The sequence below is a fragment of the Amycolatopsis sp. NPDC114503 genome (assembly GCF_055633655.1).
Window position 1 is genome coordinate 65,739 of record NZ_JBVKDT010000011.1, and the last position, 25,339, is coordinate 91,077.

Annotated in this window: 27 protein-coding genes; 18 read left to right on the forward strand and 9 right to left on the reverse strand. The window is 70.2% G+C overall.

The annotated features are described in order from the left end of the window. Positions 1 to 243: 243 nt before the first annotated feature. The 13 genes from ACZ7OI_RS37065 to ACZ7OI_RS37125 all read left to right on the forward strand — a co-directional run bounded on the left by ACZ7OI_RS37065 (position 244) and on the right by ACZ7OI_RS37125 (position 11,662). Positions 244 to 1,119, forward strand: coding sequence for a hypothetical protein (locus ACZ7OI_RS37065; RefSeq protein WP_470268761.1), 876 nt, complete (start codon positions 244 to 246; stop codon positions 1,117 to 1,119). A 478-nt stretch (positions 1,120 to 1,597) separates the two neighbouring features. Next, positions 1,598 to 1,852: a Sec-independent protein translocase family protein gene (locus tag ACZ7OI_RS37070; protein ID WP_470268762.1), complete on the forward strand. Its 255-nt coding sequence runs from the start codon at positions 1,598 to 1,600 to the stop codon at positions 1,850 to 1,852. A gap of 5 nt (positions 1,853 to 1,857) precedes the next feature. After that, positions 1,858 to 2,604 carry a hypothetical protein gene (locus tag ACZ7OI_RS37075; RefSeq protein WP_470268763.1) on the forward strand — a complete coding sequence of 249 codons (747 nt, stop codon included), beginning with the start codon at positions 1,858 to 1,860 and terminating at the stop codon, positions 2,602 to 2,604. Between the two features lie 121 nt (positions 2,605 to 2,725). After that, entirely contained in the window at positions 2,726 to 3,346 is a 621-nt protein-coding gene (locus tag ACZ7OI_RS37080) for an ASCH domain-containing protein (RefSeq protein WP_470268764.1), read from the forward strand. Between the two features lie 129 nt (positions 3,347 to 3,475). After that, positions 3,476 to 3,772, forward strand: a complete 297-nt coding sequence (locus ACZ7OI_RS37085) for a DUF5983 family protein (protein ID WP_470268765.1) — start codon at positions 3,476 to 3,478, stop codon at positions 3,770 to 3,772. Between the two features lie 269 nt (positions 3,773 to 4,041). Beyond that, positions 4,042 to 4,728 (forward strand): hypothetical protein, encoded by a 687-nt coding sequence (locus tag ACZ7OI_RS37090; RefSeq protein WP_470268766.1) that lies wholly within the window; start codon positions 4,042 to 4,044, stop codon positions 4,726 to 4,728. 115 nt (positions 4,729 to 4,843) lie between these two features. After that, a complete protein-coding gene (locus ACZ7OI_RS37095; RefSeq protein ID WP_470268767.1) occupies positions 4,844 to 5,263 on the forward strand; it encodes a hypothetical protein in 420 nt (139 codons plus the stop codon). 421 nt (positions 5,264 to 5,684) lie between these two features. After that, the gene (locus tag ACZ7OI_RS37100; protein WP_470268768.1) at positions 5,685 to 6,368 is read left to right on the forward strand and encodes a hypothetical protein; all 684 of its coding nucleotides are present in this window, start codon (positions 5,685 to 5,687) and stop codon (positions 6,366 to 6,368) included. 177 nt (positions 6,369 to 6,545) lie between these two features. Further along, the gene (locus ACZ7OI_RS37105) at positions 6,546 to 6,992 is read left to right on the forward strand and encodes a hypothetical protein (protein ID WP_470268769.1); all 447 of its coding nucleotides are present in this window, start codon (positions 6,546 to 6,548) and stop codon (positions 6,990 to 6,992) included. Between the two features lie 124 nt (positions 6,993 to 7,116). Then, a complete protein-coding gene (locus ACZ7OI_RS37110; RefSeq protein ID WP_470268770.1) occupies positions 7,117 to 7,500 on the forward strand; it encodes a hypothetical protein in 384 nt (127 codons plus the stop codon). 539 nt (positions 7,501 to 8,039) lie between these two features. Next, positions 8,040 to 8,990: a hypothetical protein gene (locus tag ACZ7OI_RS37115; protein WP_470268771.1), complete on the forward strand. Its 951-nt coding sequence runs from the start codon at positions 8,040 to 8,042 to the stop codon at positions 8,988 to 8,990. Between the two features lie 602 nt (positions 8,991 to 9,592). Continuing rightward, complete coding sequence (locus tag ACZ7OI_RS37120) at positions 9,593 to 10,045, forward strand: MobC domain-containing protein (RefSeq protein ID WP_470268772.1); 453 nt, start codon at positions 9,593 to 9,595, stop codon at positions 10,043 to 10,045. A gap of 6 nt (positions 10,046 to 10,051) precedes the next feature. Beyond that, positions 10,052 to 11,662: a relaxase/mobilization nuclease domain-containing protein gene (locus tag ACZ7OI_RS37125; protein ID WP_470268773.1), complete on the forward strand. Its 1,611-nt coding sequence runs from the start codon at positions 10,052 to 10,054 to the stop codon at positions 11,660 to 11,662. A gap of 119 nt (positions 11,663 to 11,781) precedes the next feature. On the opposite strand, the gene ACZ7OI_RS37130 is transcribed toward ACZ7OI_RS37125, so the two are convergent. The 5 genes from ACZ7OI_RS37130 to ACZ7OI_RS37150 all read right to left on the reverse strand — a co-directional run bounded on the left by ACZ7OI_RS37130 (position 11,782) and on the right by ACZ7OI_RS37150 (position 14,890). Next, on the reverse strand, positions 11,782 to 12,096 hold the full coding sequence (locus ACZ7OI_RS37130) for a hypothetical protein (RefSeq protein WP_470268774.1): 315 nt from the start codon (positions 12,094 to 12,096) through the stop codon (positions 11,782 to 11,784). Then, positions 12,077 to 12,343, reverse strand: a complete 267-nt coding sequence (locus ACZ7OI_RS37135; protein WP_470268775.1) for a hypothetical protein — start codon at positions 12,341 to 12,343, stop codon at positions 12,077 to 12,079. Before ACZ7OI_RS37135 ends, ACZ7OI_RS37130 begins: the two co-directional genes overlap by 20 nt. A 251-nt stretch (positions 12,344 to 12,594) precedes the next feature. Further along, positions 12,595 to 13,335 (reverse strand): hypothetical protein, encoded by a 741-nt coding sequence (locus tag ACZ7OI_RS37140; protein WP_470268776.1) that lies wholly within the window; start codon positions 13,333 to 13,335, stop codon positions 12,595 to 12,597. Between the two features lie 350 nt (positions 13,336 to 13,685). Further along, complete coding sequence (locus tag ACZ7OI_RS37145) at positions 13,686 to 14,117, reverse strand: hypothetical protein (protein ID WP_470268777.1); 432 nt, start codon at positions 14,115 to 14,117, stop codon at positions 13,686 to 13,688. Positions 14,118 to 14,254: 137 nt separating this feature from the next. Continuing rightward, entirely contained in the window at positions 14,255 to 14,890 is a 636-nt protein-coding gene (locus ACZ7OI_RS37150) for a hypothetical protein (protein WP_470268778.1), read from the reverse strand. A gap of 301 nt (positions 14,891 to 15,191) precedes the next feature. Between ACZ7OI_RS37150 and ACZ7OI_RS37155 the strand changes: the two genes are divergently transcribed. The 5 genes from ACZ7OI_RS37155 (at position 15,192) to ACZ7OI_RS37175 (ending at position 21,341) form a co-directional block, all read left to right on the forward strand. Next, positions 15,192 to 16,832, forward strand: a complete 1,641-nt coding sequence (locus tag ACZ7OI_RS37155) for a hypothetical protein (protein ID WP_470268779.1) — start codon at positions 15,192 to 15,194, stop codon at positions 16,830 to 16,832. Positions 16,833 to 16,902: 70 nt separating this feature from the next. Beyond that, the gene (locus ACZ7OI_RS37160) at positions 16,903 to 18,654 is read left to right on the forward strand and encodes a DnaB-like helicase N-terminal domain-containing protein (protein ID WP_470268780.1); all 1,752 of its coding nucleotides are present in this window, start codon (positions 16,903 to 16,905) and stop codon (positions 18,652 to 18,654) included. Positions 18,655 to 18,719: 65 nt separating this feature from the next. Then, positions 18,720 to 18,992 (forward strand): hypothetical protein, encoded by a 273-nt coding sequence (locus ACZ7OI_RS37165; protein ID WP_470268781.1) that lies wholly within the window; start codon positions 18,720 to 18,722, stop codon positions 18,990 to 18,992. Continuing rightward, on the forward strand, positions 18,989 to 20,233 hold the full coding sequence (locus ACZ7OI_RS37170) for a DnaB-like helicase N-terminal domain-containing protein (RefSeq protein ID WP_470268782.1): 1,245 nt from the start codon (positions 18,989 to 18,991) through the stop codon (positions 20,231 to 20,233). The genes ACZ7OI_RS37165 and ACZ7OI_RS37170 overlap by 4 nt, the downstream gene beginning before the upstream one ends. 139 nt (positions 20,234 to 20,372) lie before the next feature. Continuing rightward, the gene (locus tag ACZ7OI_RS37175; RefSeq protein WP_470268783.1) at positions 20,373 to 21,341 is read left to right on the forward strand and encodes a hypothetical protein; all 969 of its coding nucleotides are present in this window, start codon (positions 20,373 to 20,375) and stop codon (positions 21,339 to 21,341) included. A gap of 100 nt (positions 21,342 to 21,441) precedes the next feature. Here the strand turns inward: ACZ7OI_RS37175 and ACZ7OI_RS37180 are convergent, their stop codons facing one another. The 4 genes from ACZ7OI_RS37180 to ACZ7OI_RS37195 form a co-directional block, all read right to left on the reverse strand. Then, a complete protein-coding gene (locus tag ACZ7OI_RS37180; protein ID WP_470268784.1) occupies positions 21,442 to 21,999 on the reverse strand; it encodes a hypothetical protein in 558 nt (185 codons plus the stop codon). Positions 22,000 to 22,106: 107 nt separating this feature from the next. Further along, positions 22,107 to 23,333, reverse strand: a complete 1,227-nt coding sequence (locus ACZ7OI_RS37185; protein ID WP_470268785.1) for a hypothetical protein — start codon at positions 23,331 to 23,333, stop codon at positions 22,107 to 22,109. Positions 23,334 to 23,647: 314 nt separating this feature from the next. Beyond that, complete coding sequence (locus tag ACZ7OI_RS37190; RefSeq protein WP_470268786.1) at positions 23,648 to 24,709, reverse strand: C40 family peptidase; 1,062 nt, start codon at positions 24,707 to 24,709, stop codon at positions 23,648 to 23,650. Further along, positions 24,706 to 25,296, reverse strand: a complete 591-nt coding sequence (locus tag ACZ7OI_RS37195) for a hypothetical protein (protein ID WP_470268787.1) — start codon at positions 25,294 to 25,296, stop codon at positions 24,706 to 24,708. Before ACZ7OI_RS37195 ends, ACZ7OI_RS37190 begins: the two co-directional genes overlap by 4 nt. Positions 25,297 to 25,339: the final 43 nt, after the last annotated feature.

Here is a 25,339-nt window from a genome sequence, read left to right on the forward strand (position 1 = left end):
CCGTTTCGATGCGCGCCCAGCACAGCCGCCCCTATACCCGTAGCCGGTATATGGTCGTGATGTCGAAGCGGGGCCCGGATTCCGCCGGGCGAAGGAAAATCCCTCACCCGCCGCGACTGACGCCGAACAAACCACAGCCCCGTCCCGGCTGGCACGCAACACCCTCAGGGACAGAACGGCCCCGGCCACGGGTGTGACGCCCCGCGATCGGCAACAGATTGAACACATCCGAAGGAGAAACGCGTGAGCAACACGACCGTGCCCGACCGGGCCGAACCGGCCCCGCTCGTGCACTGGCCGCACTCCGGCATCGACGCCCCGACCACCCTCGAATTCCGCAACTACAAGGAATTCGAGCACGGTGACGGGTGCGCATTCACTGCCGACGTCCTGCACCCCCAGCTCGGCCACATCGGCTCGATGTCCAACGACGGAGGTCGCCGGGGCACCGAGTTCGTGCCCAGCGACCCCGACCGGTTCGGCTGGCACGAGATGCGGGCCTACGTCAAGCAGTGCCGCGAGGACGGCCGGCCGCTGAGGGAGGAAGGTGACCTGCTCGACGCGGTGCTGTACGAGCAGAACGCCGAGGAAATGGTCGCTGCCATGCGGTGCAACAACACGACGGTGGTGCGCGAATTCGTCGAGTTCCCCGGCGGCGGGGCCATTCGCGGCGACGTGATCGAACTCCACCGGATCGCGATCATGCGCGAGGACAGGAAGCTCCGGGCCGAAATCCTCGACGAAAGTCCCCGCACCCGGCGTGCGTTCGGCGGTGACTGGCAGATCTACAACGGGCGCGAGTGGAAGCCCCTCCTCGTTCCGCAATCCCTCACCCAGGACGAGATCGCCGCGAAGCTCGACACCATCAGCGCCACGTTCTGGAAGCGGGAAGCCACCGTGGACGGCCTCTACGTCAACGGCGTGCAACAGCACGACCGCCATCCCTGCTACGTCCTCGCCAGCGACGAGCTTCCCGTCAACCACCGCGCCTGGTGCACGTGCCGGATCGACCCCCGCGCCCCGCTGACCAGGTTCGAGTACTGGTGCCAGCTCGGGCTGATCGCCTCCGGCCAGGTCCACCCGCTGGAGAGGTGCCGCAAGCTCGTGACCCTCGACTAGTCGCCTGCCGTGACCGGGCCGGGTCGCCCCTTCCACCGGGGCGGCCCGGCCGTTTTCCGTTGCGTTCCAAGGGCGGCAGCGGCCGGACCCCGCGTCCCGACGCGAAGGGACTGCACGGACTCCGATCCCGCAGCCGGGCCGACGACGCTCGCCCGGGGAGACCGCCGGGGCGGGCATCGCACGCCGGGCGGCCGGAAACGCACACTCTTTCGATCCGCTCGCAGCACAGCCCCGCATATACCCCTGGTCGGTATATGGTCATGGTGTAGGAGAGAGCGCCCCGGATCCCGCCGGGCGAAGGCAGCTCCTCCTCCGCCCGCCGTCGGCGGTGCGGCCAGCGCGGCACAAACCCGTGTGGACAGTGCTTCTTCCGTCGCGACCCGGCCCCTCCGAACCGGCGCTGATCGCGGCGTTCGTCCCCCGGCTTGACGCCCGCGCACCCCCTATTCATCCGTCTTCCCAGAAAGGACGACGCCCGATGCTGGGCTACGACCCCGAATCCGAACGACACCAGTTTCGCGACGACGTGCACTACCGCCTCTACTTCGGCCGCGACGGCCGTCCGACACCGATCTGCGTCCAGGACTTCGACTATCGCGACTACAACCCGAAGCGACTGCTGACCAACGAAGCGTTCGACAGCGAAGACGAGGCCGTCGACGCGCTCCGGTTGATGCGGGACGAGGCCCGCATCTTCCTCGGGCTCGCTCCCGCCCCTGAGGAGTGGTGGTGAATCGGATGCTGATTCTCAATGGCGGCGGTCTGCCCACCCTGAAACGGTGCCGCGCGCAGTACCGCGCCGGCGCGACGCACCTGGGCAGGCTCGCCCGCCCCCGCCACATCGGACAGTTGCGCGAGACCCTCGACGCCGGTTTCAAAGTCGGCATCGACAACGAAGCCTTCTGCGAATGGGACTTGCCCGCGTTCGTGCGGATGATCGGCCGGATCGAACGTGCCCTGTACGGGCGGGTCCTGCGGCAGTGGGAACGGGTCGCGCCGCTCGCCACGATGCCGCCTCAGGCATGGGCCGCGATCGGCAAGACGCCACCGGAGCCGTTGCCGGACTGGCATCCGAACCTGCTGTGGGTCACGGTCCCGGACGTCCCGTTCGACGCGCGCGCCACGCTGCGCAAGTTCGCCGACTGGGCCGCGTTGATCCCCCATCTGCCGCTCGCGTTCTGCGTCCAAGACGGTGCCGAAGCCGCCGGAATCCCCTTTGAGTTTCCCAATGTGGCCGGACTGTTCATGGCCGGGAGCACCGACTACAAGCTCTCTTCCGAGATGGCGGAGATCTGCCGCGAGGGCAAGCGCCGGGGCCTGCTGATCCACGGCGGACGCGTGAACACCCGCAAACGGATCCGCTACATGCTCTCCCTCGGCGTCGTCGACAGCATCGACGGCACGGCCTTCGACAAGTACCGCGATGCCAATCTCCCCTGGGGGCTGGAAGAAGCGTCGGCGACCAGGTACCAGCTGTCGTTCTAGCGCCGCGTCTCTCCGGTTCGCCGCGACGACCGGACGCCTGAGCCGAAACACCGCCCTGGCGCGGTGTCCCCGGGATCGAGACCGGGCTGACGATGGCTCCCGAGAAAGGAACCGACCTCCGATGAACGCTGTGATCGAGGCTAGTGCGCACGACCCCCTTCCGCCACCGAGCGTCGGCGACATCGCCGCACACCCTCACTACTGGATCTCCGGCGCCGGCCGGGACGCCGCGCACGCCGCCGAATGCCCGCACGGCTACCGGCTCACCGCGAGCTGCCCCTGCTGTGACGACGGCGAGGACCCGCAGGAGCGCCGGTTCACTGTCGTGCGCCTGTTCGACGCGCGGGTGATGTCCACCAGGCAGCCGTGGGGGACGGCTCTGCTGGAGCGGGGAAAACCGGTCGAGAACCGGCCGCGGGCGTGTACGTGGCGCGGTCTCGTCGTGATCCACTCCGGGAAGAAGTGGGACGACCGCGGCCGCGACATCGCCGCCGAGATGCGGGTGCCGGCCGTCCCCCGGGACGCGCCGACCGGCTACCTCGGCGTCATGGACCTGGTCGGCGTCCACCGCGACAACGGCTGCTGCCGTCCCTGGGGCGAGCCCGGGTTCTACCACTGGGAATTCGAGAACCCGCGTGTATTCGACCGGCCCATCCCGGGTCCCGGGAGCCTGGGGCTGTACCGCAAGGTCCCGCTTGCGGTCGCCCACGCCCTCGCCGCCGGTGCCTGGACGGCAGTCTGACGCGGACTCCCGAACACGTCCCCGGTGACAGCCCCTGCCGTCCCCGCCGAACGGCGGGGACGGCAGGGCCCCGATTCCGTCGCACGACACCGAAATTTCGTGCCAGGCCCCGCTGTGGAGGAGATCCCCTTGTCCCTGAACCTGTTCACCGTTCTGAGTCTCTCGGCCGGTCATCTGCGCAAGGAGACGCGCTACCGGCTCGACACCTTCGACGGGGTGGTCGCCTACGAGATGGAGTGCGGCTGGCTGATGTACGTCCCGAAGGAGCGCGAAGAAAGCGGCGCAGTCGACGGGTTCCCGCCGGAGCTCCCGCCGATCATCGAACTGGCGCAGGACAATGACTGCCGCTATGTCCTGTTCGATCTCGGTCTCGATACGACGGACCGACTCGAAGCCTTCGACATCTACCGCAACGGCATTTCCTGACCGGACGAGAACCGCCCGGCCAGAGGCGATCCCAGCCTGCCGACGCCCCAGAACGCCCCGCCCGCCGGAGACGGCGAGCGGGGCGTTGCCCGTACGGGTTCGCACGGCGCGGCACGGCAATCGGCGCGTTTGCTCCGCGTTCTAGCTGCCGTCGCCAGCACGGCCCCATCGATACCCATAGGGGGTATTGTAAAACCGTCGGACCGGCGAACAAGCCCGGTCAATTCGACGCCGAAGCCCAGTCGGAATTGACGATGATCGGAGAGATCATGGCTGCCCTCATCGAACCCATCCACCGCCGCGACGGCATGCGCGAAGTGCGACTGCCTTTCGTGCATTCCACGCACTACGCCCGGATGGCGGCCCAAGACCTGCGCGACGCGCACCGCATGTTCACCACCCTGGCCGAATGTCTGGACACCTTCAGGCACGTCCTCCGCCGGTGCAAGCTCGACCCGGACGAGCTGCTGGACATCGCCTGCCGCGCGAACAACCCGGTCCGCATGGGCCGCTGCGTCAACACTGTCGCGCAGCAGGTGCGCGGCCAGATCGTCCTGCTGAACTCGACCGTGCGGTGGCAGGAGAAGGCACCGCACTGGCTGCCCGAAGACGACGAGTTCTTCCGCCGCCCCGCCCGGAACCTGACAGCGGACGCCAAGTGGCTCGACGTGATCGCCTTTCTCATCGAGCGAGGCGCCAAGCGGCCGCCCAGGCCCGCCCGGCAGGCCCGCGAAGGAGAGTTCGCCGTGCACTTCCGCAACGCGATCAACGGCATCACCGTCCGGCGCTACCGCGACAACATCGAAGACGCCCGCCAGCTCGCCGCAACCTATCGGCCGTACAACAACACCGACCCGACGATCTACGCCACGGTCCGTAACCAGGACGGCGCTCTGGAGCTGAAGAAGGTGTCGGCCGCTGACGACGCAGCCGCAGGCGAGGTGGCGACGCGGTGAACCCGCGCGCCGTGATCGCGCCCCGGCGGTTTCTTTCGCCCGGATCGCCGAGGCGGCCCAGTCCGGGAGCGCGCGGGCACCAGGCCGTGGAGAACGACCCTGGATCACCGCCGACATGTCCGACCTGCTGGCCGTTCTGCGCGGCACTACCACGACCCCGCTGGCGCCATACGACGACCACCAGCACCGCACGCTGCCACGACGGCACCGACCTGAAAGAAGACACCGACCGATGATCGAACCCGTCTCCCTCGCGGTGGGACTTGGCCTGTTTGCCGGGGGCCTGTTGGCTGGCAAGCTGACTCGCCGTCGAGCCACTCCAAAACCGGTCTGCGGCTGCTCGCACGGACTGGAACAGCACGACCCCGGCACCAAGGAATGCCACGGCGAGATCCTGCGCAAGGACGCGCGCACAAAACACGGAGACTGGATCGGAAACCAGTGGGTGCCCTGTACCTGCCGCCAGTACGTCGGCCCGAAGCCGTTCGAGGAGATGTACCTCCCACCGTTGCTGCCGCCGCAGGACACGCCGTGACTGGGCGCCTACGGCGTTGACGCGCACCTTCCTGGGGAAGGGTGCCGACCAGTGCCGAAGCGGCCGGAAACGAGGCCGCGAGGCGGCCTAACTCCGCGCCCGGCAACCGGTGCCCCCGCGGCGCACGCGCGCGGCGGGGACACCCCGCGTCCGGCAACGGCGACGACCGCAGGCGCGGCCGCCGCTGACGAGCCCGAGACGAAACCGCCCGCGACCTTCCCGCCCGGGCGCGGCGTGCCCGCTCCGCCTCACGGGTTGCGGCAGGACAACCCGACAAATCTGTTCTGCGTGCGATAAATCTTCGCCAATAAGGAATATCCACATGCCTGAGCGGCATATTATTGGCTTGTCGGGAACCGGTGACCAAGCCCGGTGAATCCGACGCCGACCCCATTGCGAAATCCCGATGATCGGAGAGATCATGGCTGCCCTCATCGAGCCCATCCACCGCCGCGACGGCATGCGCACAGTGCTGCTCGGCTTCCTGCGGTCCCCGCGCTACGCCCGGATGGCGGCCCGGGACCTGGACCACGCGCACAGGATGTTCCAGACCCTGGCCGGGCACCTGGACTTCTTCGCGAACGTCCTCCGGCGGTGCGAACTCGACCCGGACAAGCTGCTGGGAATCGCGTGCCGCGCGGACAACCCGCTCATGATGAGCGGCTGCGTCAAGCGGGTCGCGAGGGAGATCCGCGACCAGATCGTCCTGCTGAACTCGATCGTCTGGAACCAGGAGAACGCGCCGCACTGGCTGAACGACGACGAGATATGCCGCCGCCCCGCCCGGAACCTGACAGCCGACGCCAAGTGGCTCGGCATGATCGCCGCTCTCGTCGAGCGCGGTGCCGAACCGCCGTCCGAGCCCGTCCGGCAAGCCCGCGAGGGAGAGTTCGTCGTGTACTTCCGCAACGCGATCAACGGCGACACCGAACAGCACTACCGCGACAGCATCGAAGCCGCGCGCGAACTGGTGGCGACCCACCGGCCGTTCAACAATACCGACCCGACGATCTACGCCACGGTCCGCAACCAGGACGGTGTTCTGGAACTGGAGAAGGTGCCGAGCATCGCCGACGCGGCCGCAGGCGAGGCCGCGACGCGGTGAAACCGCGCGGCGTGACCGCGCCCGGCGGTTCCTTCGCCAGGACAGCCGGGGCGGCCCCGTCCGGTGGAGCACGAGCGCGAAGCCGGGAACGACCGTGCCCCGCCCGTCGCGCGGACGCCGGTCTCCCGATGTCGAACTTCGCCGGTAACCGGCGGTCAACCATGATCGGAGAAACAGATGGGCAATCTCTATTCCCGCCGGAGCGGGAAGTTGGTTTGCGAATGCTGCGGGACGTCAGGCGGTGTGCGGAAGCGGATCTGCCCGTTCAAGGTCACGTCGAGCGCTCTGCACGGGCGGGCGACGGATCCGTGGTGCAAGCCGCCGGCGGTGTGCCCGGCATGCTGGCAGGAGAAGGGCGGAAACAAAGTGTTCCACGGCGAGGAGTGCAGGGAAGGGGCAGCAGCAGCGCAGGCGGAGGCCGATGCCGAGCAGCGGCGGCTGGAGGACGGCGACGCGCGCTGCGTCTCTACCGATCGACCGACGGAGCAAGACTTGGTCAAGGCGGTCTTCCGGGCGCTGGACGGCACGGAGACGGAACTGATGGTGCCAGGCGATCGATGGGTCGACTTCAGCTGGCTGTCGGACTACCCCGACCTTCTGCCAGCGAGCTCCCAGCCCCGATGAGAGAAAAGAAGGGCCCCGGCGCGCCTCGCGCGGCGGGGCCCTTCCCCCGTGTTCCGGCTTCGGTGACGGCCCCCAGTCGCGGCCGCCGCCGAAGGCGGGGAAACCGCATGAACGGAGAGCCTCCATGCCCGAGCCGATGCGCCGAACCTCCGAGTTGCTGGCCGAAGTCCATGCCCTGGACGACGCGCGCGACCTGATCCTCGTTGCCCAGGCCGCAGCGGAACGGCTGGCCTCGGTGCACGCCAGGACGATGCGCGCGCACCACGACGATCTGGGGCGCCGCGTCGAGATAGTGGCTCTGCACAAGGATCTCGACGGTCTCTGCGGGACCGTCGTCGGTTCGAGAAAGCCGCCGCGGCGCGGCTACACGCACATCGTGGACGTCCAGCTGGACGAGCACTCGGCGGCGACGCTCGCACAGCGTCCCGCGACGTCCAGGCAGCATCTGAACCCGGAAACCCGGATCATTCCGGTGTCCCGGTCCAACCTCAGCATGATCCGGGACTGAGATCCCCGCCAGCGCCCTTTCCCTCCCGTTCGCACGGACCACCGGCCGGGCCGCACCGGTCGATGATCCGGCATCCGCGACGTCGAGCAATCGAGGCCGATCGCCGAGTGGCGCGGCGGTCGCCGGCCTCGATTCCAATCTGCACTCAACGCCTAGTGCGCGGGTACTTTTCGTATTCCGCGCGTGTATTGAACGATCAAATTGGTCAAGCCAGGAAGAGGTGCGGAAAGTTCGTGATCGGGAGGGCTCCGGGCGACCGGAGCCCTCCCGCCGGACCGCCGAGGCCGTGCCCAGACTGAGCATGACGCGAAGCATCGAGAACGCCCAGAAGGCCCACGGTCGACGAGAGCGCGATTCAGACGTGGCTTCGGACCGAGGCGCACAGCCCCGCAGAGAAGGCCGCCAACGCGGCGCGCCGACCCGCTGCCCTGCTCGCCGGTGCGGCTCTGGCGATATGACCGGAAAGTATTTGCTCACAAAGCGGCAAGCAGCGACTTTCAGACAACTTGATGATACCCCGTGGGGGTATCATCAAGTTGTTGCGGTTCAGCAAGGGAATCCCCCTGCGGCTGCGGCAATCCAACAAATCCCTAAAGCGGCCGGGAGGACCTGTGTCGACCTCTTCCAATGATGTCACCATACTGACGGTCACGATGGTGGCTGAGCGTTTCGGCGTGACCGTCTCAGCTGTCAGCAACTGGCTTAAGCGGTATGGCCCCGAGTCGTCGACACCGCTGCCGCGCCCGGACAAACCAGCGCCCCAGCCGTTGTGGCGTGCCGATCGCTGGCCCGAGTTCGAGAGGTGGAGCGAGGAGCGCAAGCTGGTCAAACGGGGACCCAAACCGAAGAACATCAGTCGTAAGCTGGTCGCCAACAGTCCCATGACGATGGACCCGGTGCTGGACTCCCTTCGCGAAGTGGTCGCCTACGCCCGGGACCGAGCGCAGCGAAACTCCGGCAACCAGGGCGAGGACGTCGCGGCCGGTCGCCTCGGCGGGCACCTGACCGTGCTCGACAACTTCCTCGCTGCCATTGGCTCGAACGCGGCCCCCGCAGACGCCTCGTCACCGCCCGGGGAACACGATGAGACCGACGAGTCGGACATGCTCACTATCTCGCAGCTGGCCGCCGAATTGGGAGTCACTGCGCCGTCCGTGCAAGGCTGGTGCGACAGGCCCACCATGCCCGTGCGGTTCCCCCGCCCTGTTGTGGACCCTCCGAAAATCGAGGGCCGGCGTCGAACCAAGCGCCTGTGGAGCAGAACTCAACTGCCTGCTGCGCGCGTATGGGTAGAGTGGTACCGCGCGTACAAGATCCGCCACTTGACGACCGGGGACGAGGTCCGCAGCGGGCCTGCTGCAGCCCGTCCGTCGAGCAACGACTCGGTGCCGCCGGTGCGCGAGTTTCTCAAGGACGCCAAGCGAGGCCCCGGCAGCGGGGTGCGACGAGGACGCATCGCCTCGCGCAGCGTCCGCAAGCGTCACGGGTGAGCGAGCCACCCGACCCGGGAGTCCCGCCACGGTTGCCCGTGGCGGGACTCGCGCATGTCCGGGCCGGAGTACGCCGCCCTGATGCGCAACGCTTCCGCCGCTGCCCGCGACCCGAACTACGAGTGCGGCACCGAACAGCCAGCGACGGGCCCGGCGGCGTCGGGCCGGGAAGCCCGTCGCGGCGCGGCCACACGCACATGGTGGACGTCCAGCGGCCCCGACACCGAACACCGCGCCAGACCCCCGCGCCCTGCCGGGCGCGGGGGTCTTTTCGCGTTCGCAGCGCACGGCCAGCCGCGTCGCACAGTGTCGACCGCGGCACGGCCGGTCCGACGGCACTCCCGCGCCTGTGCCTGTTTGCGCCGGGCCGCACCAGTGCAGCGGACCGCGCCCGGGGCGGCATCCTGGTCGTTGCGGTTTTGGAGCCGGACACCCGGTTCGCGGGCACCGTTGCGACACAGCCGGTTCCGCAGAGCAAGATATGGAAAACCTATACGGTTTTCCCCAGGTCGCTGACGCGACCTGGCACGCTGGTCCTTGCGGACCAGCGGAGAGGTGCAGGGGGTGCCTCAGGCCGGCGGGCCGCATGGGGGAACGAACGCATGCAGGACAACGAAACAGGCGTCTCCGCGGCAGGAGAGGTCGCGACGGAACCGGCGAGGACGCGCGGCCACTCGCACGACGGCCCGCGCCGGCCGCGCACCTCGCTCGCGTACAACGACGTCGAGTGGTCGATCATCGAGCAGGCCGCCGCACTCGACGGGAGAAAACCGGGCTCGTGGGCGTCGCTCGCCGCACTGGACGCGGCACGGATGCGGGTCAGCGGCGTGGTCCTGGACCGCGGCGTGCTGAGCAAGCTCTACGTCGCGGTCACGGACCTGAGCATCCAGCTCGCCAAGATCGGCGGGAATCTGAACGACGTCGCCAAGCACGCCAACTCCACCCACGAGGTCGAGACCGTGCGCGAACAGGCCCTGGCGATCCTGGAACGAGTCCGCCTCCGGGTGGTCGAGGCCCGAGGCCTGCTCGCCGGGCTGCGCCAGGCCCTGAGGTAGGGACCCGTGATCGGGAAAGCCCTCTCCGGGTGGCGCCCGTCAGGACTGGTCGCGTACCTGATGGGCCCGGGCGCGCACGAGGAGCACCGCAACCCGCGCATCGTCGCGTCCTGGGACGGCTCCCCCGGCCTGCACCAGCCGCCGAAAGCAGGTCCCGGCGAATTCGATTTCGACCTGCGCGCGTTGATCGGGTCCATGTCGGAGCTGCCGAAGGAGTTCGGGCTGCCCCTGGACAACCCGGCGCCTTCTCCCGACGGCCTTCCCGGCGCCGAGGAATGGACGCAGTGGCTGCGCACGTCGGGGAAGAAGCGGCCGCCAGCGCACGCGCCGGAGTGGGTGAAGTACTACCGGTGGGACCCGAAGGCCGAAGCGGTCGTGCTCAAGGACGGGTACGTGTGGCACTGCCCGGTGCGCCTGCATCCCGACGACCCGACGCTGAGCGACGAGCAGTGGGAACGCATCGCGCAGCGCCTGATGGAGGCCACCGGGATCCACCAGTCCGGATGCCGTTGGGTCGCCGTGCGGCACGCCGACGACCACATTCACCTCATGGCCACCTTGGTCACGGACAAGAGCGGAACGCTGCGCCGGTTCTATCCGCGAAACGACTGGTACCGGCTGCGGAAAGCGTGTCGTGAACTCGAAAGCGAACTCGGCCTCGTGCCGACCCCGGAAGCCGACTGGACGGCGACGCGGCGGCCGACGCGGCAGGAGATCGGCAAGGCCTCCCGGCACGGCCGCGCCGAGCCGGCGCGCACCGAACTGCGCCGGCTCGTTGCGCAGGCCGCAGCCGCGGCCCGCGGCCCGGAGGACTTCTTCGCGCGGCTGCGCGAATTCCAGGTGGTGTGGCGCCCCTCGTACGCGGCGGACGGCACGATCCGCGGCTGCTCCTACGCCCTCGCGGACGACCGCAACGCCGAAGGCGAGCCGGTGCCGTTCTCCGGCGGGAAACTGGGCAGGGACCTGACCTGGCCCAAACTCATGCAGCGGTGGGCGAGCGCGCCGGCCGCGGAACCGGTCGAGCGCACCGTCGACGGCAGGTGCACCGCCCCCGCGCGCCTGGACGTGCTCGACGAGGCTGCCGAGGTCGTGAACGACGCTGCGGAACGGATCCGTTCCGGCGGCGAGGACCCCGCCGGAATCGCGCACGCCACGGCGGAGGTTCTCGGCGCGCTGGCGTTGGGGACCGAGTACCGCGACCGCGGCCCGATGACGAGGGCGTTCGACCAGTACGACCGCGCCTCCCGGATCCCCGGCCGGATCCTCCCCCGCGACCACGGCCTGTCGGGGCGCGAGCTGCGCGCCGCGTCGCGCCGGATCGCGGCGGTCGGCGGCATCAGCGGCCGCGGCCAGGAAAAGCTGGCGCTCGCCGCGCTCATCCTGGCACTGGCCGGTCTGATCGCCGAGATCCGCGCATGGCAGCAGCAGGCGGGACGTCCTCACCATGCCGCGGCCGCGCAGCGGGCCGCGGCCGCGTTGCCGGTGGACCGCGCCGCGGCGAACTACGCAGGCAGCCGCTCCGCGACCAGGGCGCCGCGCAGGACCGAACGCACGGCGGCAGCCCGCCCTGTCCGGCCGGCGCGTCGGCATCACCCCGGTGCCCGGCCGCCGCGCTAGCCGCAGTCCGGCTCGGTCGTGCTCCCGTCGCGGAGCGAGTCCGCCCGACGAGGGCGGGCGACGAGCGCCGTTCGCCCTGCCGGTCGGTGCGAGCGCGGCCTGAACGACCCGCCCTTGGCCTAGCGGCCCAGCATGGCGCTCAGCCGCTCGTCCACGGTGTTCAGATCGTCGGCGGGCAGTTGCCCGAGACGTTCGGCCAGCAGCGACCGTCGCACTACGAGCAGACCGGTGAGCAGGTCGATCCACATCGTGGTGCCGTCCAGTTCTGCTGTCACGCTGAGCAGGTGCCCGGGATCGGCGTCGGTGATGTTCAACGCGGGGAAGGCACGGTAGCCCTCGGCCTCGAGAATGCCCTGCATGGCCACGAGCAGCACGGTGCGTGCGGCGAGCCCGGGAACTTGGTAACGCCAGACGTCACCCCGCTGCAGCTGCACGTCCGGGGCCTTCCTGGTCTGCGCGGGCCCCGGCGTCGCTGAGCTCCTGATCTGCGAGAGCGGCCGCGATGTCGGCCTGCCGGGCGGTCTCGGTACCGGCCACCGGCGGTGCGAAGTCCGCCACCAGGTGGCGAAGCAGCGTGCTCGACACGATTCGCGAGGCCGACGTGCCGGTCCGCGCGCTGGCTGCCTTGACCAGGGAGTCCGCCCCGCAGTCCAGGCTGTAGGTCACCTTCGTGGTTGCCATACTTGAACACCTTACCCGGTCGCCCGGTCATTTCGCCCGGCACAGCAGGCCGTTGCTGTGCTTGTCCGGCCGCGCTGCACGAGCACGGCGCGGTTGCGGGCTCGCCGGTGTCGGCGTTCGCGGACGGCGCGGTCGCTCTGCGAGGTGATGTCCGCGTGGACCTGCGGAACGGCGAGGCCGGTTTCGGCGGCCGGGAACGGGTCGTCGCTGCGCGGCGGCGACCCGGCGGTGATCGTCGCCGCGCAGCGCGATCAGGCCGGTGCGGTTCCCGTCGCCCGCAGGGTCCGCAGTTGCGCCAGGGACAGCTCCCGCGTCCGGTCCGCCGCGGGCGAGGACGTCCAGTCGATCAGGCGGCGGTTCGCGGTCACCTGGCTCGTGTCCGGGGTGACGTCGCGACCGTCGGAGGCCACGATCTTCTCGATCATCTTGGCGAACTTCCCGGGCCCGCTGCCGCCGTAGCCGACGCTGTAGCCCTCCCCGGTCTTCTCGGGGAGGAGGTGCAGCTCGCCCTGGTCGTTGCGCAGCCACATGACGCCGGCGTCCTGGTCGATGATCAACCGCTCCAGCACCTGGCCTTCGGGCAGCGACAGCGGGGAGAACGTCCAGTAGGTCCAGGTCTCGATGTTCCCGGTGACCGTGCGGTAGTGCTGTTTCACCACCGGCATCCAGGTGAGCGGGTCGTAGAAGGTGGCCAGGCACAGGCAGCCGTCGCGGGCGACCGCCGACGGCGACTCGGGGTCGTCGACGACGCAGGGATCCCACAGCCGCCGGGCCTCGTCGTCGGGGATCAGGGCCATATGCAGCGGGGACGGGCCGGTGTCCTGCAGCCGGTCGATCCATTCCTGCATGTACCGGCTGGAATCGCACAGTTTCTGGGTGGCGTTGAGCGCAGAGCCCCACAGCGTCGGCGTTTCGCTGTACAGCACGAAATGGAGCCATCCTCGCCGCGGGTCGTAGGCAAGGTCCAGTTCTCGCTCGGGCTGGTAGGTCATCGGTCGGGAATCCCTTCCGTGGTCGGTTCCGTCAGCGTCCCACCCGCCCCCGACAAAACCGTTCTGCAGCCGCCGAGGAAAACGGGAGTCCAGCCGTTCTGCGCATTCGTCTGGGACGTCGGCGATCCGCCGCCGAGGTTCGACCGTCGTGTCGCCGAGGTGGCACAGGCGCTCGCGAATCCCGATTCACGTCGAATATTCGAGTGCTCCGCCCGCAGGGGGAAGGACGACCGGCCGCTCGGGCGGCGTAGCGATGGCCTGAGGGGAACGATGGCGTCCGCCGCGCATATTCGACGGGGCGGATACAGAACCGGCAGTTCTGTGCTCGGGCGGCCCGGTCGGCTCAGCGGTCAAGGAACATGGCCGAAGAACCGCCAGGCGTCCGGGCCGGTGCCGGCGCCGACCGGTCGTCGTGATCGGGACCGCCCCGCAGGACCCCATTTGGACTGCAGCGGATTGCCGCTCTCTTCCAGCACCGCGCGTTCGACGCGGAGCGCTTCCTCCCGGGAAACGGGTTCGACGCCGAACACGACCATGTCGCAGAAATCCAGTCCATTGCCGTCGGGGTCGTGCGGGGGCAGCTGGACCGGCGTCATCACGAGCGCGGACCGGTCTCCCGGGTCCCAGAGTTTTTCGAGGATCGTGTTGGTGTGCTGGAAGGCCGTGTCGTCGGTGCCGTATGCGTCCTGCAGTTCCCGCAGGGCTTCGGCGCGGGCCGCCGCGAACGCGGCCGCGAGGTCCGCGCCAGGCTGCCACGTCCCGAACCGGTTGAAGTCCTCCATCGGCCGCCTCGTGTCCGTCGTTCGGTGTCGCCGGGGCCGGAGTCGAATGCACCGTGCCCCGGCCCTTTGCCGCCGTGCCCGGTTCTCGCCCCGACGCGCGGACGTGCCGCCAGCGCGTTCCGGGCATCAGGGCGAAGTCAGCTGGGCGGCACGTCGTCCGGCCCGAGGCCGGCCCATATCCAGACGGTGTCGGAGTTGCTGTGGGTTGCCTGGAACGGCGCCACGGGGGTCGGGGCGCCGTCGTGCCCGGCGTATTCGATGCGCAGCGAGGTCGACGGCCAGTCGATGTCGCAGTCCACCTGCAGCGCCTCGGCGACCGCGGCCGCGGTCTCGCCGCTCGGCAGCGTGTTCGAGCCGGTGCTGATCCCGCCGTGTCTCAGCTCCAGTCCGGTGCCGGTCAGGTCGACTTCGAGGTCGACGTCCAGTTCCGGTGCGTGACCGGCGTCCTCGAGGAGCCGCCAGGCCCGCAGCACGCCCGACCAGTGCGGCCCGCCCGCCCCCACCGTTCCGGCGACGATCAGGTCGTCGCCGTGCTCGGCCAGCAGCGCCGGCCAGTCAACGCGGTCCCAGACCCGCGCGAACTGCAGGGTCGGCGCCTCCGGAGGAAGAAGCAGGCCGGCGGTGACGTCCCTGAGCCACCGCGGCACCGGCGCGTCGGCGGTGAGCCGGTACCGCCCCGGCCATCCGGTCACCGGCTCCAGGCAGGCCATGATCTGTTCGTACCGGGCATGCGCTGCCGGAGACCACTGGCTCCAGTAGTCGTCGTCGGTCATCCGTTTCCCCTCGTCGCCGCAATCGATCACGTGCAGTCACACGGCGTGGGCTGTGTGTTGATCACAAAGGATTGCTCTACCTGCAGTTTCATTGAAGGGTTCCCGAATGCAACGGAATATGGTTACTCTGTGTCTTAGCTGGCGTGTCAGGTAGAGGATCTTGGCCCGCTCGGCGTCCGTCGCACATCTGAGGTTCCGGCCGGTGGGCTGGGGATAGGAGAGACCGCGGTAGCGGAACGCGCGCATCTCGTGTGGGGACACGAGGCGGGTTCGGCATCGCACACCACGGGGGGAACACCGGATGAGCGAGCCGACGCCGTCACTGCTGCCGTCGGGCCAAGAGCTGTACCAGTGGGCGACCGCGATCAACGGCTTCAGCCAGCTGCTCAGCCGCCGCATGGCGGCCGGCCGCGAACGCGCGGGCCGCATGGCCCGCAGCGACGCCGAGCAGTCCCAACTGGAACACCTTGCCCGGCAGGTGCCGCCGTTGCGGCTGATGAGCGACGACGAGCAGGAAGCCTGGACGCGGCGGGTGCCCGCCGACCTGGCCACCCAGTTCGACGGCGAACCGTTCACCGTGTGGTGGGCGAAGATGGACGACGAGGGCACCGGCTGGGGCGTCGAGGCCCACACCTACACCAAGTCCGGGGCGCCCAGCGCGTCGCTGTTCGTCGTGTGCCGCGACGCCGAGGACGCCGTGGACCTGGCCAGATGGCTGCGGGAGAACCCGACCCCGGCGGACCTCGCGCGGATCCACGAACTCGCCGGGCACTCCCCCGGCGCCTATTCCGACGAGTACGACTGGTCTGAACCCGGCGTCGACGCCGGCCCGAGGATGGGGGCCAGGGCACGGCCGCTCGCGCTCGGCGAGGACGCCTGGGCCGAGGCGCTCCACGGCAACATGCCCGCGGCGCTCGCGACCCGGCTGACCGCCGAGAGCGATCCGATGCACCCGGATTTCGCCGCCTGGCAGGAGCTGCACTCCCTGGCCAACGAGGAGGTCTCCCGCGTCGGCGCCGACCCCGACCGGCTGGCCGGGATCATCGGCCGGGCGCTGAGCAGCTGGCGCGAGGTGAAGTGGCCGTCGCGGGCGGCGTACTCGGTGCTCAACCAGGCCCGCGAGCTGCCGCGCTACGAGGACATCGTCCGCAGCCGCGGCGCAGAGCGGGAGACCGGACGAGGGACGCCGCCACCCGGCGGCGGCATGGTCGTCGACGGCGAGGTGGTCGCCACGAAGCCAGGGCGGCCGAAATCGGGCAGCTCTCCCGAGGAAGCACTGCACTGGGCGCGCAGCCTGGATCCCGAGTCCGTCGAGGACCGGATCATGGCGAAAGCCGCCTACACGCGCTGGGGCCAGAGCGTGGACATCGAACTCGAGGCGAAGTTCCCGTCGCTGGTCCCGCGCAGCAAGGCCGCCGCCCGGGCCGAAGCCCGCAGGAAGGGCGAAGCTCCCGCCGCCGCCGCGGTGACCGGGGAAACCGCGGCCGAAGTCATCGCCGCGCGGGAAACCGACGCGAACACCCAGGCCGAACTCGCCGAAACCGTGCGGAAATGGGATCCCCGCAAGCCCAACGATTGCCGCTTCGCGCTGACCATGTTCGGGCACGGCCATCCCGAGATCGACGCGATGATCGCGGAGAAATTCCCCGAAGACGCGCGGATCCAGGAACGGGTCGCCGAACTGTATCCCGACGGCATCCCCGAAGCCGCGGCATGGCGCGGTCGCGCGGACAAAGACGAGGGCCGCGCCGATGCCGACATGGCCACACCCGACGACCCGGCGACACCGGCTATCGACGAACACGCCGAAGGCCAGGCGACCGCAGCTGGCGAGCACAACGCCGCCGCCGCCGAGAACGCCGCCGGAAAGGCCGCCGCGGCACGCACGGCGACCGTGCACCGCACCGTGACGACGACGGCCACGCGGCCGCGCACGCGCTGAACCGGGCGAGCGTGCCGCGCGGGGGCGTAGCACGCGATCTGCCCTACACCACGAAGGCAGGGGGACGACCGTGGCTGACACCACGACCGAAGGCGTTGCCGAAAGGGAACGCATCAACGGGGCGGGCCGCCGCATCAGCGCCCAGTACCTGGAGGGCAACCGCGCTGCAACAGCCGCCCCGTCGCAGCCCGCACCGGCGGAGCCCGCACCGGCGGAGCCGCAGCCGGCGGAAGCCGCCGATCCCGCCGCGGGGGCGAAGGCGGAGGAACGGCCGGGGAGGCCGTTGAGCGACGCGCTCGATCGCCGTCGCGCCAACGGCGGGGCTGAGGCCGCGCCCGAACCTGCTGCGGAGGCCGCTCGCTCTGAAACCGCCGTCGAGTCGAACGGCGAGGGGCCGTCGGAGGCCGGACCGGTCGCCGAGGCGGGCGGCGTCGACCGCACCCGGATCCGCGACAGCAACCGGCCGGGAACCGCCGAGGCCGCAGGGGCGAGGCCGGAGGAACGGCCGATGGGGCGGTTGCGGCGGGGGCTCGAGCGCCGTCGCGCCAACGACGGAGCCGGGGGCGCGCCGCCTGAACCTGCTGCGGACGCGAATCCTCCTCAGACCCCCGGTGCGGCGGAGCCGGAGGAGGACAAGCCGACGCTCTACACGTACAACCCGAACCTGCTGCCCCAGCACGCGCTGCTCGGCAGCCTGCTCCACGCGCCGAATGCGATCAACGACATCGAGAAGTTCCTCGGGCCCCGCGACTTCTCCGAACCATCCCTGAGGGCGCTCTACACCACGATCCGGGGCCTGGCCCACCTCAACCTTCTGCAGGACGTGAACGCCGTCGAAGGCACCGGGGCACGCATGCAGGCGGCCAAAGACAACTACAGCGCGCTGTTCGAGGCTCTGCACGAGCAGCGGTTCACCGGCGCCGTGATCCCGAACCTCAACGGAGTCGTCGGGCAGATCAACGCCGCCGCGCCCGCGGACACCGTGGCCTACCGCGGCGTCTACGACGAAGGCGCGCAGATGCGCCTGGGCCGCATGGTCCTCGAGGACTCGGTCCGCCGGCACGTCGAGAGCCTGGGCGTCCAGATGGTCCGCCCGTCGCCGCTGATCCGGCCGTCGTTCTTCCGTCGCCGCACGGGCACGGCCGAGGACATGCTGTCCAACCTGGCCACGGTGACAGCCTCGCTGGAGAAGCTCGCCGAACGACTCGCCCGCGCGGTCGAGCGCACCGGACCGTCCGGCCAGGCCTACCGGGACCTGGACAGGGCCGTGCAGCTCGCGGCGCAGCCGTACCAGCCGTCGGGGTTGCGCGCGCTGGGCGCGCCGCTGGTCCGCCGGGCCGAACGCCACTTGATCCACCTCGCCCTGCACTCGGGCACCGGTCTGGACCTCGGCCTCACACCGGAGGACTTCTCCTCCCCCGAGCACGCCAACACCTGGGCGGCGATCCAGCGGGTCCAGGAGAGGGGCGAGCCGGTCAACTACGTGTCGGTCTTCGAGGAGCTGCGCCCCGTCCCCGGCCAGCCGCACTTGCCGGCGCTGTCGGACACGCAGCTGACCCAGATATTCAACACCAAGCCGAACAACAGCGAATCCAAAATCGAGAGGTCGCTGCGGACAGTCTTCGACGCCAGCCTGAAACGCCAGTCGCAGACAGCGCGCAACACCGTCCAGACCCTGGCCCGGAACCAGGCGCTCGACCCGCAGGCCCTGCTCGACTATGCGCAGAAAGAGGTGTCCAAGTTGGCGAAACGGGCAGACACCGTGAGCCAGCACCGGCAGAAGGCGGTTGAGCAGCTCGGCCAGCGGGGCGTCGCTCGATGATCGCTTCCGGCTTCGCTCGGCCAGCGGTCGTGTCCACCACAGGGAAAGCAGCCAAGGAGTTCGTCATGGGGGAACCGCTCAGCGACATCGCGCCCGCGCAGATGCAGACGTATGTCGACGTCGGAGAGGCCCGCCGGTTCTCCCGGTCGCTGGGAGGCGTGGTGCCGGACGCGGTCAAGTTCCGAGATCGCTGGTACGTGCGCGAAGTCGGCAAGGCGGACTACACCCCGGCGGTGGAGTCCCTTGCCGCAGTCTTCGACGACGTCGAAGACCCCCGCGGCAGGTTCGCGCTGGCCGACCAGGCCGTCGCCGACGCGGACGCCCGCGCGGGACGATGACCGTCCCGGCCCCTCGGGTGGCCGGGCGCGCCAGCCCGCCGGCCGACGGCGGCTACGCGGCAGCACCGGGGGCCGGCGGCGCCGGCCAAGGCGCGCGAGCGTCGTCGCCCAGCGACGCGACCCGGCTCGCCGAAACGGCGGTGCTCGGCGCCTTGCTGCACCGTCCGGCTCGGCTGGCCGACGTGCAGGGATGGCTGCGGCCGCACGATTTCGCGGATCCCGAGCTGGGGTCGGTCTACTCGGCGATACGGGAACTGCACGGCCGAGGCGTGCTGCAGTCGGTGCCCGAGAAAGCCTTGGTCGGCAACGACTTCTCGCCGGAGACGCGCAACGCCGTCATCCACAACGTCCTCGCGGTGCGGGACGTCCTCGCCGGAAGGCCCGGCGCGGGCACGGCACGGCAGTCCCGCTTGATGACCGATCTGTACCTGGCCGCGCCGCCGAGCACGACTCCGCACCACGCGCATTACGCCGAGCGAGTGCTGGAGAGTTCCGCACGCCGCGAGATCGAACGGTGGGCCGTGCGGACCCGGTCGGTCGCGGGCAGCGGCCGGATCTCCGGCGACCTGCGCGCGATCCAGGACCTGGACCGCGCTTTGAGCAACGGCATTCGCGGACCCGGCTCCGGCATCCCGCTCGCCGTGGACCCGGCCTCGCTCGCCCCTGCCGTCCCGCCGCCGGCTTTGCTGGTCGACCGAGCCGAGAAACGGCTGATCGGCGACGTGCTGGCGGGCAGGCGGCCGGATCTGATCACGCGGTTCATGCCGGAGGACTTCACCGGATCGCCCGCGCACGCCGCCACCTGGCGGGCGATCCGCACTCTCGCCGCAGCTTCCCCTCCGGTACCGGTCGACCCGGTTACCGTGGCCTGGGAAGGCGAGGTCCGTGCCGACGATCACGGGCAGGGCCTTCCGCCCGATGACCTCATGGACCTGGCCCGCAAGTCCGCACCGGCCAGCGAGAACGCCGTGTCCATTGTGGTCCAGGCCGCGCTCCACCACCATGCGCACCGGGCCAGCGATGCCATGCAGGCCGCGGCGCGGGACCGCAAACGGCCGCTGCACGAGGTCCGCCAGACCGTGGACGCCGTCTCGGCAGCTCTGCGCACGACCGCCGAGCGACTCGCCGGCGCCGTCCCGGAAGGACAGTCCGCGATCTCGCGCACTCTCGACGGGCCGCCTGCGGTCCGCAACCATTCCGCTCCAGGATCCGGACCCCCGTCGCGGGGACGCTCGCGCTAACGCCCGCGCGACGGCCACGGCGGCGCTGCCGCCGGGCGCTCGCCGGGCCGGGACCAGGCGCGGTGTTGCCTGTTTCCGACGCCCTTAGGACACGGGAAACCCCTGCTGTGCAACGGTTTTCGTCACGACGCTGTGAGTCGTGGAAGCCAATTCGATCACCGCCGCCTCGTTCCCCACTCCGGCCTTGGCCCTGCGCACCGCCGACCCCGCCGAGCAGAGCCGCGTCCGCGGCTTCGCGCAGGCGCAGGCCGCCGCCGCCGAAGCCGCGCGCCTCCGCCTCGCCGAGCAGTTGCCGGGAGCCCGCGACCACGCCGGTCGGGTGGAACTGCTGCGCGGCGCCTACGCCGACCTGGTGCGGTGGCGCTACGAAAAAGCACTGACCTCCGCCGGGCGGCCGGGACACGGCCTGCGCCACGACCCCGAACGGTTCCGTCTGCCCATCCGCGCGGGCGGCGTGAACTTCGACCGGATCGGCCGCGTCGGACGTCTCCGCACCGGATCGGCCTGGAACCCCCGCACCCGCACCTTCGACGGCGGCCGGCCGAGCCCGGCCAGCACGATCATGGAGGCGTACGGGGAGGCCGCGCTCGCGCGGTTCGACGCCGAGGTCCGGCGCGGCCGCGACGTTCTGGTCAACGTCGTGACGCTGCCGGGCGGTCGGCGGGTGAACGGCAACCGGCTCGTCCGCGGGGCCGCCGCCCGGCGCGTCGCCGACCGGTTGCTGGCCCGCGTCCGGGCCCGGGGCGAGGACACCGGCCAGGTCGAGGTCGGCGGGGAACTGCTCTACGCGGTGACCGCCGATCACCAGGACAGCGCCCGGATCTTCGCCGCCGCTCTCGACCAGCTCGCCGCTTTGTTCGCCCGGCGCCACGACGATCAGCTCCGGCAGTGGCAGACGGCGCGGTACCTGCTGTACCAGTCGCCCGTCACCAAGAAAGGCAGCGACGCGGTGATCCGGATGTTCGTGGTGGCCGTCGGCGCGCTTCTGTTCGGCGGGAGAACGCCGGTGATGCAATCCGACGCGGACCTCCGTTGCATGATCCTCGGCCAGGCCGCGGGCACTGCGATGCCCGCCGACTCGGTGCTGCGCTCCGCCTCGGCCCCGTGAACCGTCGCCGGAGCACGCGTCTCTGCGGGCGAGCACGCAACGACGACGCCGCCCTGCCCCGGCGATCGCGCGCCGTTCGGGCCGTGATCCGTTCGGAGGCTCAGAATCGGGCTGTGCAGCTCATGACGTCGTCGCAGCACAGGAACTCGCCGTCGCGACCGTCGACCAGCACCCGCAAGCCGTCGCGGATGGACATCCACCCGCTGTCGGTGTAGTCCCTCCCGCACAGGCAGCACACTGGCGGGTCGGTCGGGTGCTCGGCGCGCAGCGCACTCAGCGCCCGCTCCCGGTCGGCGCGGGGTTTGGCTCCGAACCCGCGCCGGCACCAGGCCCGTGCCCGACCGCCGGGCGAGGTGAACCCTTCCATGCGATGCACGACGCGCCGCTCGTGCGGCTTCGGCACAGTCCAGTCCCGATCGCCGCCCGGGCCGGGCCACGTCGCCGCCGCGCGGACGTCCGCGCGGCCCTTCTGATCGAGATCGGCGGGGACCAGCCCGTTTTTCGCCAGAAAGGCGGCGAGTCTTTTCCGCGCCATTTCAGTTTCGAACGGGCTCGGCGCCTGGTCCGCCGAGCCCGGCCGGTATTCCGCCATGCTGCGCAGAGCACGCGCGCGCTCCACCCGCCTGGCGCGATCGGCGGACGGAGAGGGGGAAGCCACGCGACGATGATAGACACGCCGCAGGCCGCCAGCGCTGTGGTCGACCTCCGGCAGAGGGGCGGGCTCGGCATCGCGGGCGCCGCGAACGACTTGCCGTTGCGCCCTTCTCACCGCCCGCGCGTGCGGCGGCTCGGGTCGACGGCGGATCCGTGGCGTGCGCCGGGCGTTCCCGGCGGCCGCGAACGGGACGCGGCCGGCCCGTCGTCCGTGCGCGACGGAGTGCTCGGTTCTTGCCGGTTCGGGGCCGCCGCGGGGCCGTCGTCTGTCGGATTGTCGACGGGATCGCGGGAGGCTTCGTGCTGTTCCTCGTGATGCGGGGCGTCGGCGCCGCTCAGCAAGGCTCCGAGCCGCTCGACGTTTTCCGGGTCGTCCATCGGATCGGGGTATTCCGGGTCCGCGTCGGAGGTCCGTTCGCGCACGCCGCCCTCCCCGTCGTGTTCGTAGACATCTCCGTCGTAGGCGACGCCGCCCACGACGATGTCGTCGCCGATGACGTCTCTCCAGAAGTCGAATTCGGGTTCTGCGGCGAGGTGCCGCCGCAAATGGTCGGTCAGGTCGGTGTCGCTCAGTCCGGACGGCACGTCGAGGGCGACGAAGTCCACGTCACCGCCGAGCCCGGTCTGCCGTTGTGTCTCCCGCAGTCGTTCAGGGCTGATCTCGCTTCGTGATGTCTCCAGGACGCGGACGGTTTCAGGCAGGAGAACGGCGTGCTGTGGCCCGATGTCGTACTTCGCCGCATACAGCAGCCACACCTTTTCGGTGCCCGCCGTTGCCGTTTGCTGTGTCTGATCGTCCTGGCGAAGGTCCGGCTGCGGGGCGGGCCTCCCGGCGAGTGGCACTGGCGTGCCGGTGGCGATGAACGTCCAGGCGTCGTCCTCGCCGGTGCGGAGCACGACGTGCCGGAAGCTGTCCTCGGAAGCAGCGGCGTGCGCTGCGGCCTCGGTGACCGCGGGCGTGACTTCCCAGCCGCCGTATGCCGGTTGGGCGTGGCCGTAGCGTCCGACGTGCCGGAGAAGTTCTTGAAGGTCAGCGACGGAGTCCGGCCAGAATTCGTGGTCCGCGTCGTCCGGGCCCGTAATCGTGACGGGGTTGTGCTGAACGGTGTTTTCTCCCGTGTCGTAGGTGAACCACGCGGTCCATTCGGGGACGGACGGACGGCTCGGGTGGTCGAAGCGCCCGTAGACCTCGACCGCGATCTCGCCGTCGGGGTGTTCTGCTCCGTTGTAGAACAGCCATTCGCCCTCCTTTGCCGGCGACCAGCCTTCCGGCCAGAGGATTGTCTCGGTGCGCCCGCCGATCTGCGGGCCGGGCGAATCTGCAGGATGTTGCTCCATCATGGCCTCCTTGAATAGGCGGAGCGGTCAGGCCGGGGATGCGCGTGCTGCATGGTGTTTTGCCGTGCCTGCGGCGCGTCCTCGCGCCGGAGCGGGGCGGTGTTCTGATGTCGCCGGGCCCATGAGGCGGAGGTCACTTGAACACTGCGCGACAGCGATCCTTCCGGGCTTCATGGACATCCGACCTCCATTTCGTGCTGCCGCGAGAAAACTGCTGTTGGTGGCTGAGCTGGTCTTTTCCGCGCTACCCGAGCAGATTCCCGCCGGATGCTCATCTATCGCGGAAAGTGTTCAAGTGGACGCGGAAACTAAATTCAAACGGAATTCGATTCGACGCGCGTCGCTCCGAAGTATCCGCGTTCGGAGGTGCGCGCCTGGGTCTCGCGCAATTTCTTGCCGGATTCGGGCGCTTCGATCATCTTGCCGTTTCCGATGTAGAGCGCGACGTGGTGAATGGATTCGGCTGTTCCGCCCCAGAAAAGCAGGTCGCCGGGCTGCAGCTGGTCGACGGGCACGCTGTGCCCCTTTGTCGCCCGGTACTGCTCCTTCGAGCTGCGCGGCAGCGTGATCTTGCCGTTGGTCCCCTGGTAGTAGGCGAACCTCACGAGAGCCGAACAGTCGAACCCGACGACGCCGACGTCCGGCGACGAGCCGCCGCTGGGCCCGTTGAGGCTTCCGCCGCCCCAGGCGTAGGGAAGGCCGATCTGGGAGCGGGCGGCGGCGATGACCGGTCCGGCCGCTCCGGCGATGCCGCCGCCGGAGCCGTCTCCTCCGCCGCTGGCGTGGGGGCGTCCGTATTTCGACGCGGCCAGTCGGTTGATCTTGGACACGTAGTTCTGCGTTTCGGCGAACGGCGGGATTCCGTTGTATTTCAGGACGTTGCCGGGTCCGGCGTTGTAGGCGGCCAGCGCCAGGTCGATCACGCCGCCGTTCAGATCGTTGTCGCTTTTGAGGAAATTGGCCAGGTAGCACATGTATCCGGCTTGCGACTTGATCGCGTCGGCCGGGTTGCGCGGATCGGCGCGGCCGTCGCCGTCGCCGTCGACGCCCCACGCGGCCCACGTGGCGGGGGTGAACTGGGTCAGCCCGTCGGCACCGGATGCGTTGTGCGCGTTGGGATTCCAGTTGCTTTCCGTTTCGATCTGCGCCGCCAGGATCGGTGCGGTGATGTCGGGGCAGGTCGTGGCCGCCGAGGCGAGCAGGTCCCTGGCCCACGGCGGGACGGCGTCGGGGTTGAAGTCCAGGCTGATGCCGCCGGTTTTCCTGATCTCGCTGTTGTGGGCTCCGGCTCCGCCGAAGAGCAGCACGATGACCAGCACGATCGCGATCAGCGGCGAGCCTGCCGCCACCGCGGCGACGGTGGTGTTCTTGCTCATCCCCCGGCTCCGGATCCGCCGGTGTCGGAGAACGTGAGCCCGGAGACCTTCCATCCGCCGCCGACCCGTCGCAGCGAGCAGTACGCGGCCAAGGGGTCGAGGTTCTGCGTCCAGCCCTCGCCGACCGCGACCCGGGACGCGGTGACCCCGGCTCCCGTTTCGTCGCCGCGGACCGGCGGCGGGTCGTCGTCGACGGGTTCGGTGCTGACCCGCACGCGCGCCCGGTGCGCGGCGAGCAAGCCCCATCCGTTGTCGCGGCCTTCGCCGCCGATCTGTTCCGCCAGGCCGGGAATGCCGAACCGGTCGGCGGCGCGTCGGCGCGCGTCCCCGGGGCCGGAATCGGCTGCGGCGTCGGCGGACAGCGCCGCGGCGACGAACTGCGCGCAGACCTGGCGGGCCTCCGCTGCCGCGGCAGGCTGCGCGGCGGCCGGCGCTGTGGTTGCGGGCCGTGGCGCGTGCTCCGGTGCGGGCGCGGCGCCGGAGCAGGCGCCGGCCGCGAACGCCGGCGCGGCCAGGAGCAGCAGTGCTCGTGCGCGAACCGGCAGGCGTCGTTGCGATGTGCCCTGAGCAGGGCGTGGCTCCCCCATGTTTCCCCCATGGCGGTCTCGACCCCCATCGAGACCTCGGTGT

Excerpts from the sequence above, each read along its gene's own strand:
- ACZ7OI_RS37070 (WP_470268762.1), top strand. The coding sequence starts at position 1,598 with ATGCTGGGCTACGACCCCGAATCCGAACGACACCAGTTTCGCGACGAC.
- ACZ7OI_RS37075 (WP_470268763.1), top strand. The coding sequence starts at position 1,858 with ATGCTGATTCTCAATGGCGGCGGTCTGCCCACCCTGAAACGGTGCCGC.
- ACZ7OI_RS37080 (WP_470268764.1), top strand. The coding sequence starts at position 2,726 with ATGAACGCTGTGATCGAGGCTAGTGCGCACGACCCCCTTCCGCCACCG.
- ACZ7OI_RS37090 (WP_470268766.1), top strand. The coding sequence starts at position 4,042 with ATGGCTGCCCTCATCGAACCCATCCACCGCCGCGACGGCATGCGCGAA.
- ACZ7OI_RS37095 (WP_470268767.1), top strand. The coding sequence starts at position 4,844 with ATGTCCGACCTGCTGGCCGTTCTGCGCGGCACTACCACGACCCCGCTG.
- ACZ7OI_RS37100 (WP_470268768.1), top strand. The coding sequence starts at position 5,685 with ATGGCTGCCCTCATCGAGCCCATCCACCGCCGCGACGGCATGCGCACA.
- ACZ7OI_RS37105 (WP_470268769.1), top strand. The coding sequence starts at position 6,546 with ATGGGCAATCTCTATTCCCGCCGGAGCGGGAAGTTGGTTTGCGAATGC.
- ACZ7OI_RS37110 (WP_470268770.1), top strand. The coding sequence starts at position 7,117 with ATGCCCGAGCCGATGCGCCGAACCTCCGAGTTGCTGGCCGAAGTCCAT.
- ACZ7OI_RS37120 (WP_470268772.1), top strand. The coding sequence starts at position 9,593 with ATGCAGGACAACGAAACAGGCGTCTCCGCGGCAGGAGAGGTCGCGACG.
- ACZ7OI_RS37135 (WP_470268775.1), bottom strand. The coding sequence starts at position 12,343 with ATGGCAACCACGAAGGTGACCTACAGCCTGGACTGCGGGGCGGACTCC.
- ACZ7OI_RS37140 (WP_470268776.1), bottom strand. The coding sequence starts at position 13,335 with ATGACCTACCAGCCCGAGCGAGAACTGGACCTTGCCTACGACCCGCGG.
- ACZ7OI_RS37145 (WP_470268777.1), bottom strand. The coding sequence starts at position 14,117 with ATGGAGGACTTCAACCGGTTCGGGACGTGGCAGCCTGGCGCGGACCTC.
- ACZ7OI_RS37150 (WP_470268778.1), bottom strand. The coding sequence starts at position 14,890 with ATGACCGACGACGACTACTGGAGCCAGTGGTCTCCGGCAGCGCATGCC.
- ACZ7OI_RS37155 (WP_470268779.1), top strand. The coding sequence starts at position 15,192 with ATGAGCGAGCCGACGCCGTCACTGCTGCCGTCGGGCCAAGAGCTGTAC.
- ACZ7OI_RS37165 (WP_470268781.1), top strand. The coding sequence starts at position 18,720 with ATGGGGGAACCGCTCAGCGACATCGCGCCCGCGCAGATGCAGACGTAT.
- ACZ7OI_RS37170 (WP_470268782.1), top strand. The coding sequence starts at position 18,989 with ATGACCGTCCCGGCCCCTCGGGTGGCCGGGCGCGCCAGCCCGCCGGCC.
- ACZ7OI_RS37185 (WP_470268785.1), bottom strand. The coding sequence starts at position 23,333 with ATGGAGCAACATCCTGCAGATTCGCCCGGCCCGCAGATCGGCGGGCGC.
- ACZ7OI_RS37190 (WP_470268786.1), bottom strand. The coding sequence starts at position 24,709 with ATGAGCAAGAACACCACCGTCGCCGCGGTGGCGGCAGGCTCGCCGCTG.
- ACZ7OI_RS37195 (WP_470268787.1), bottom strand. The coding sequence starts at position 25,296 with ATGGGGGAGCCACGCCCTGCTCAGGGCACATCGCAACGACGCCTGCCG.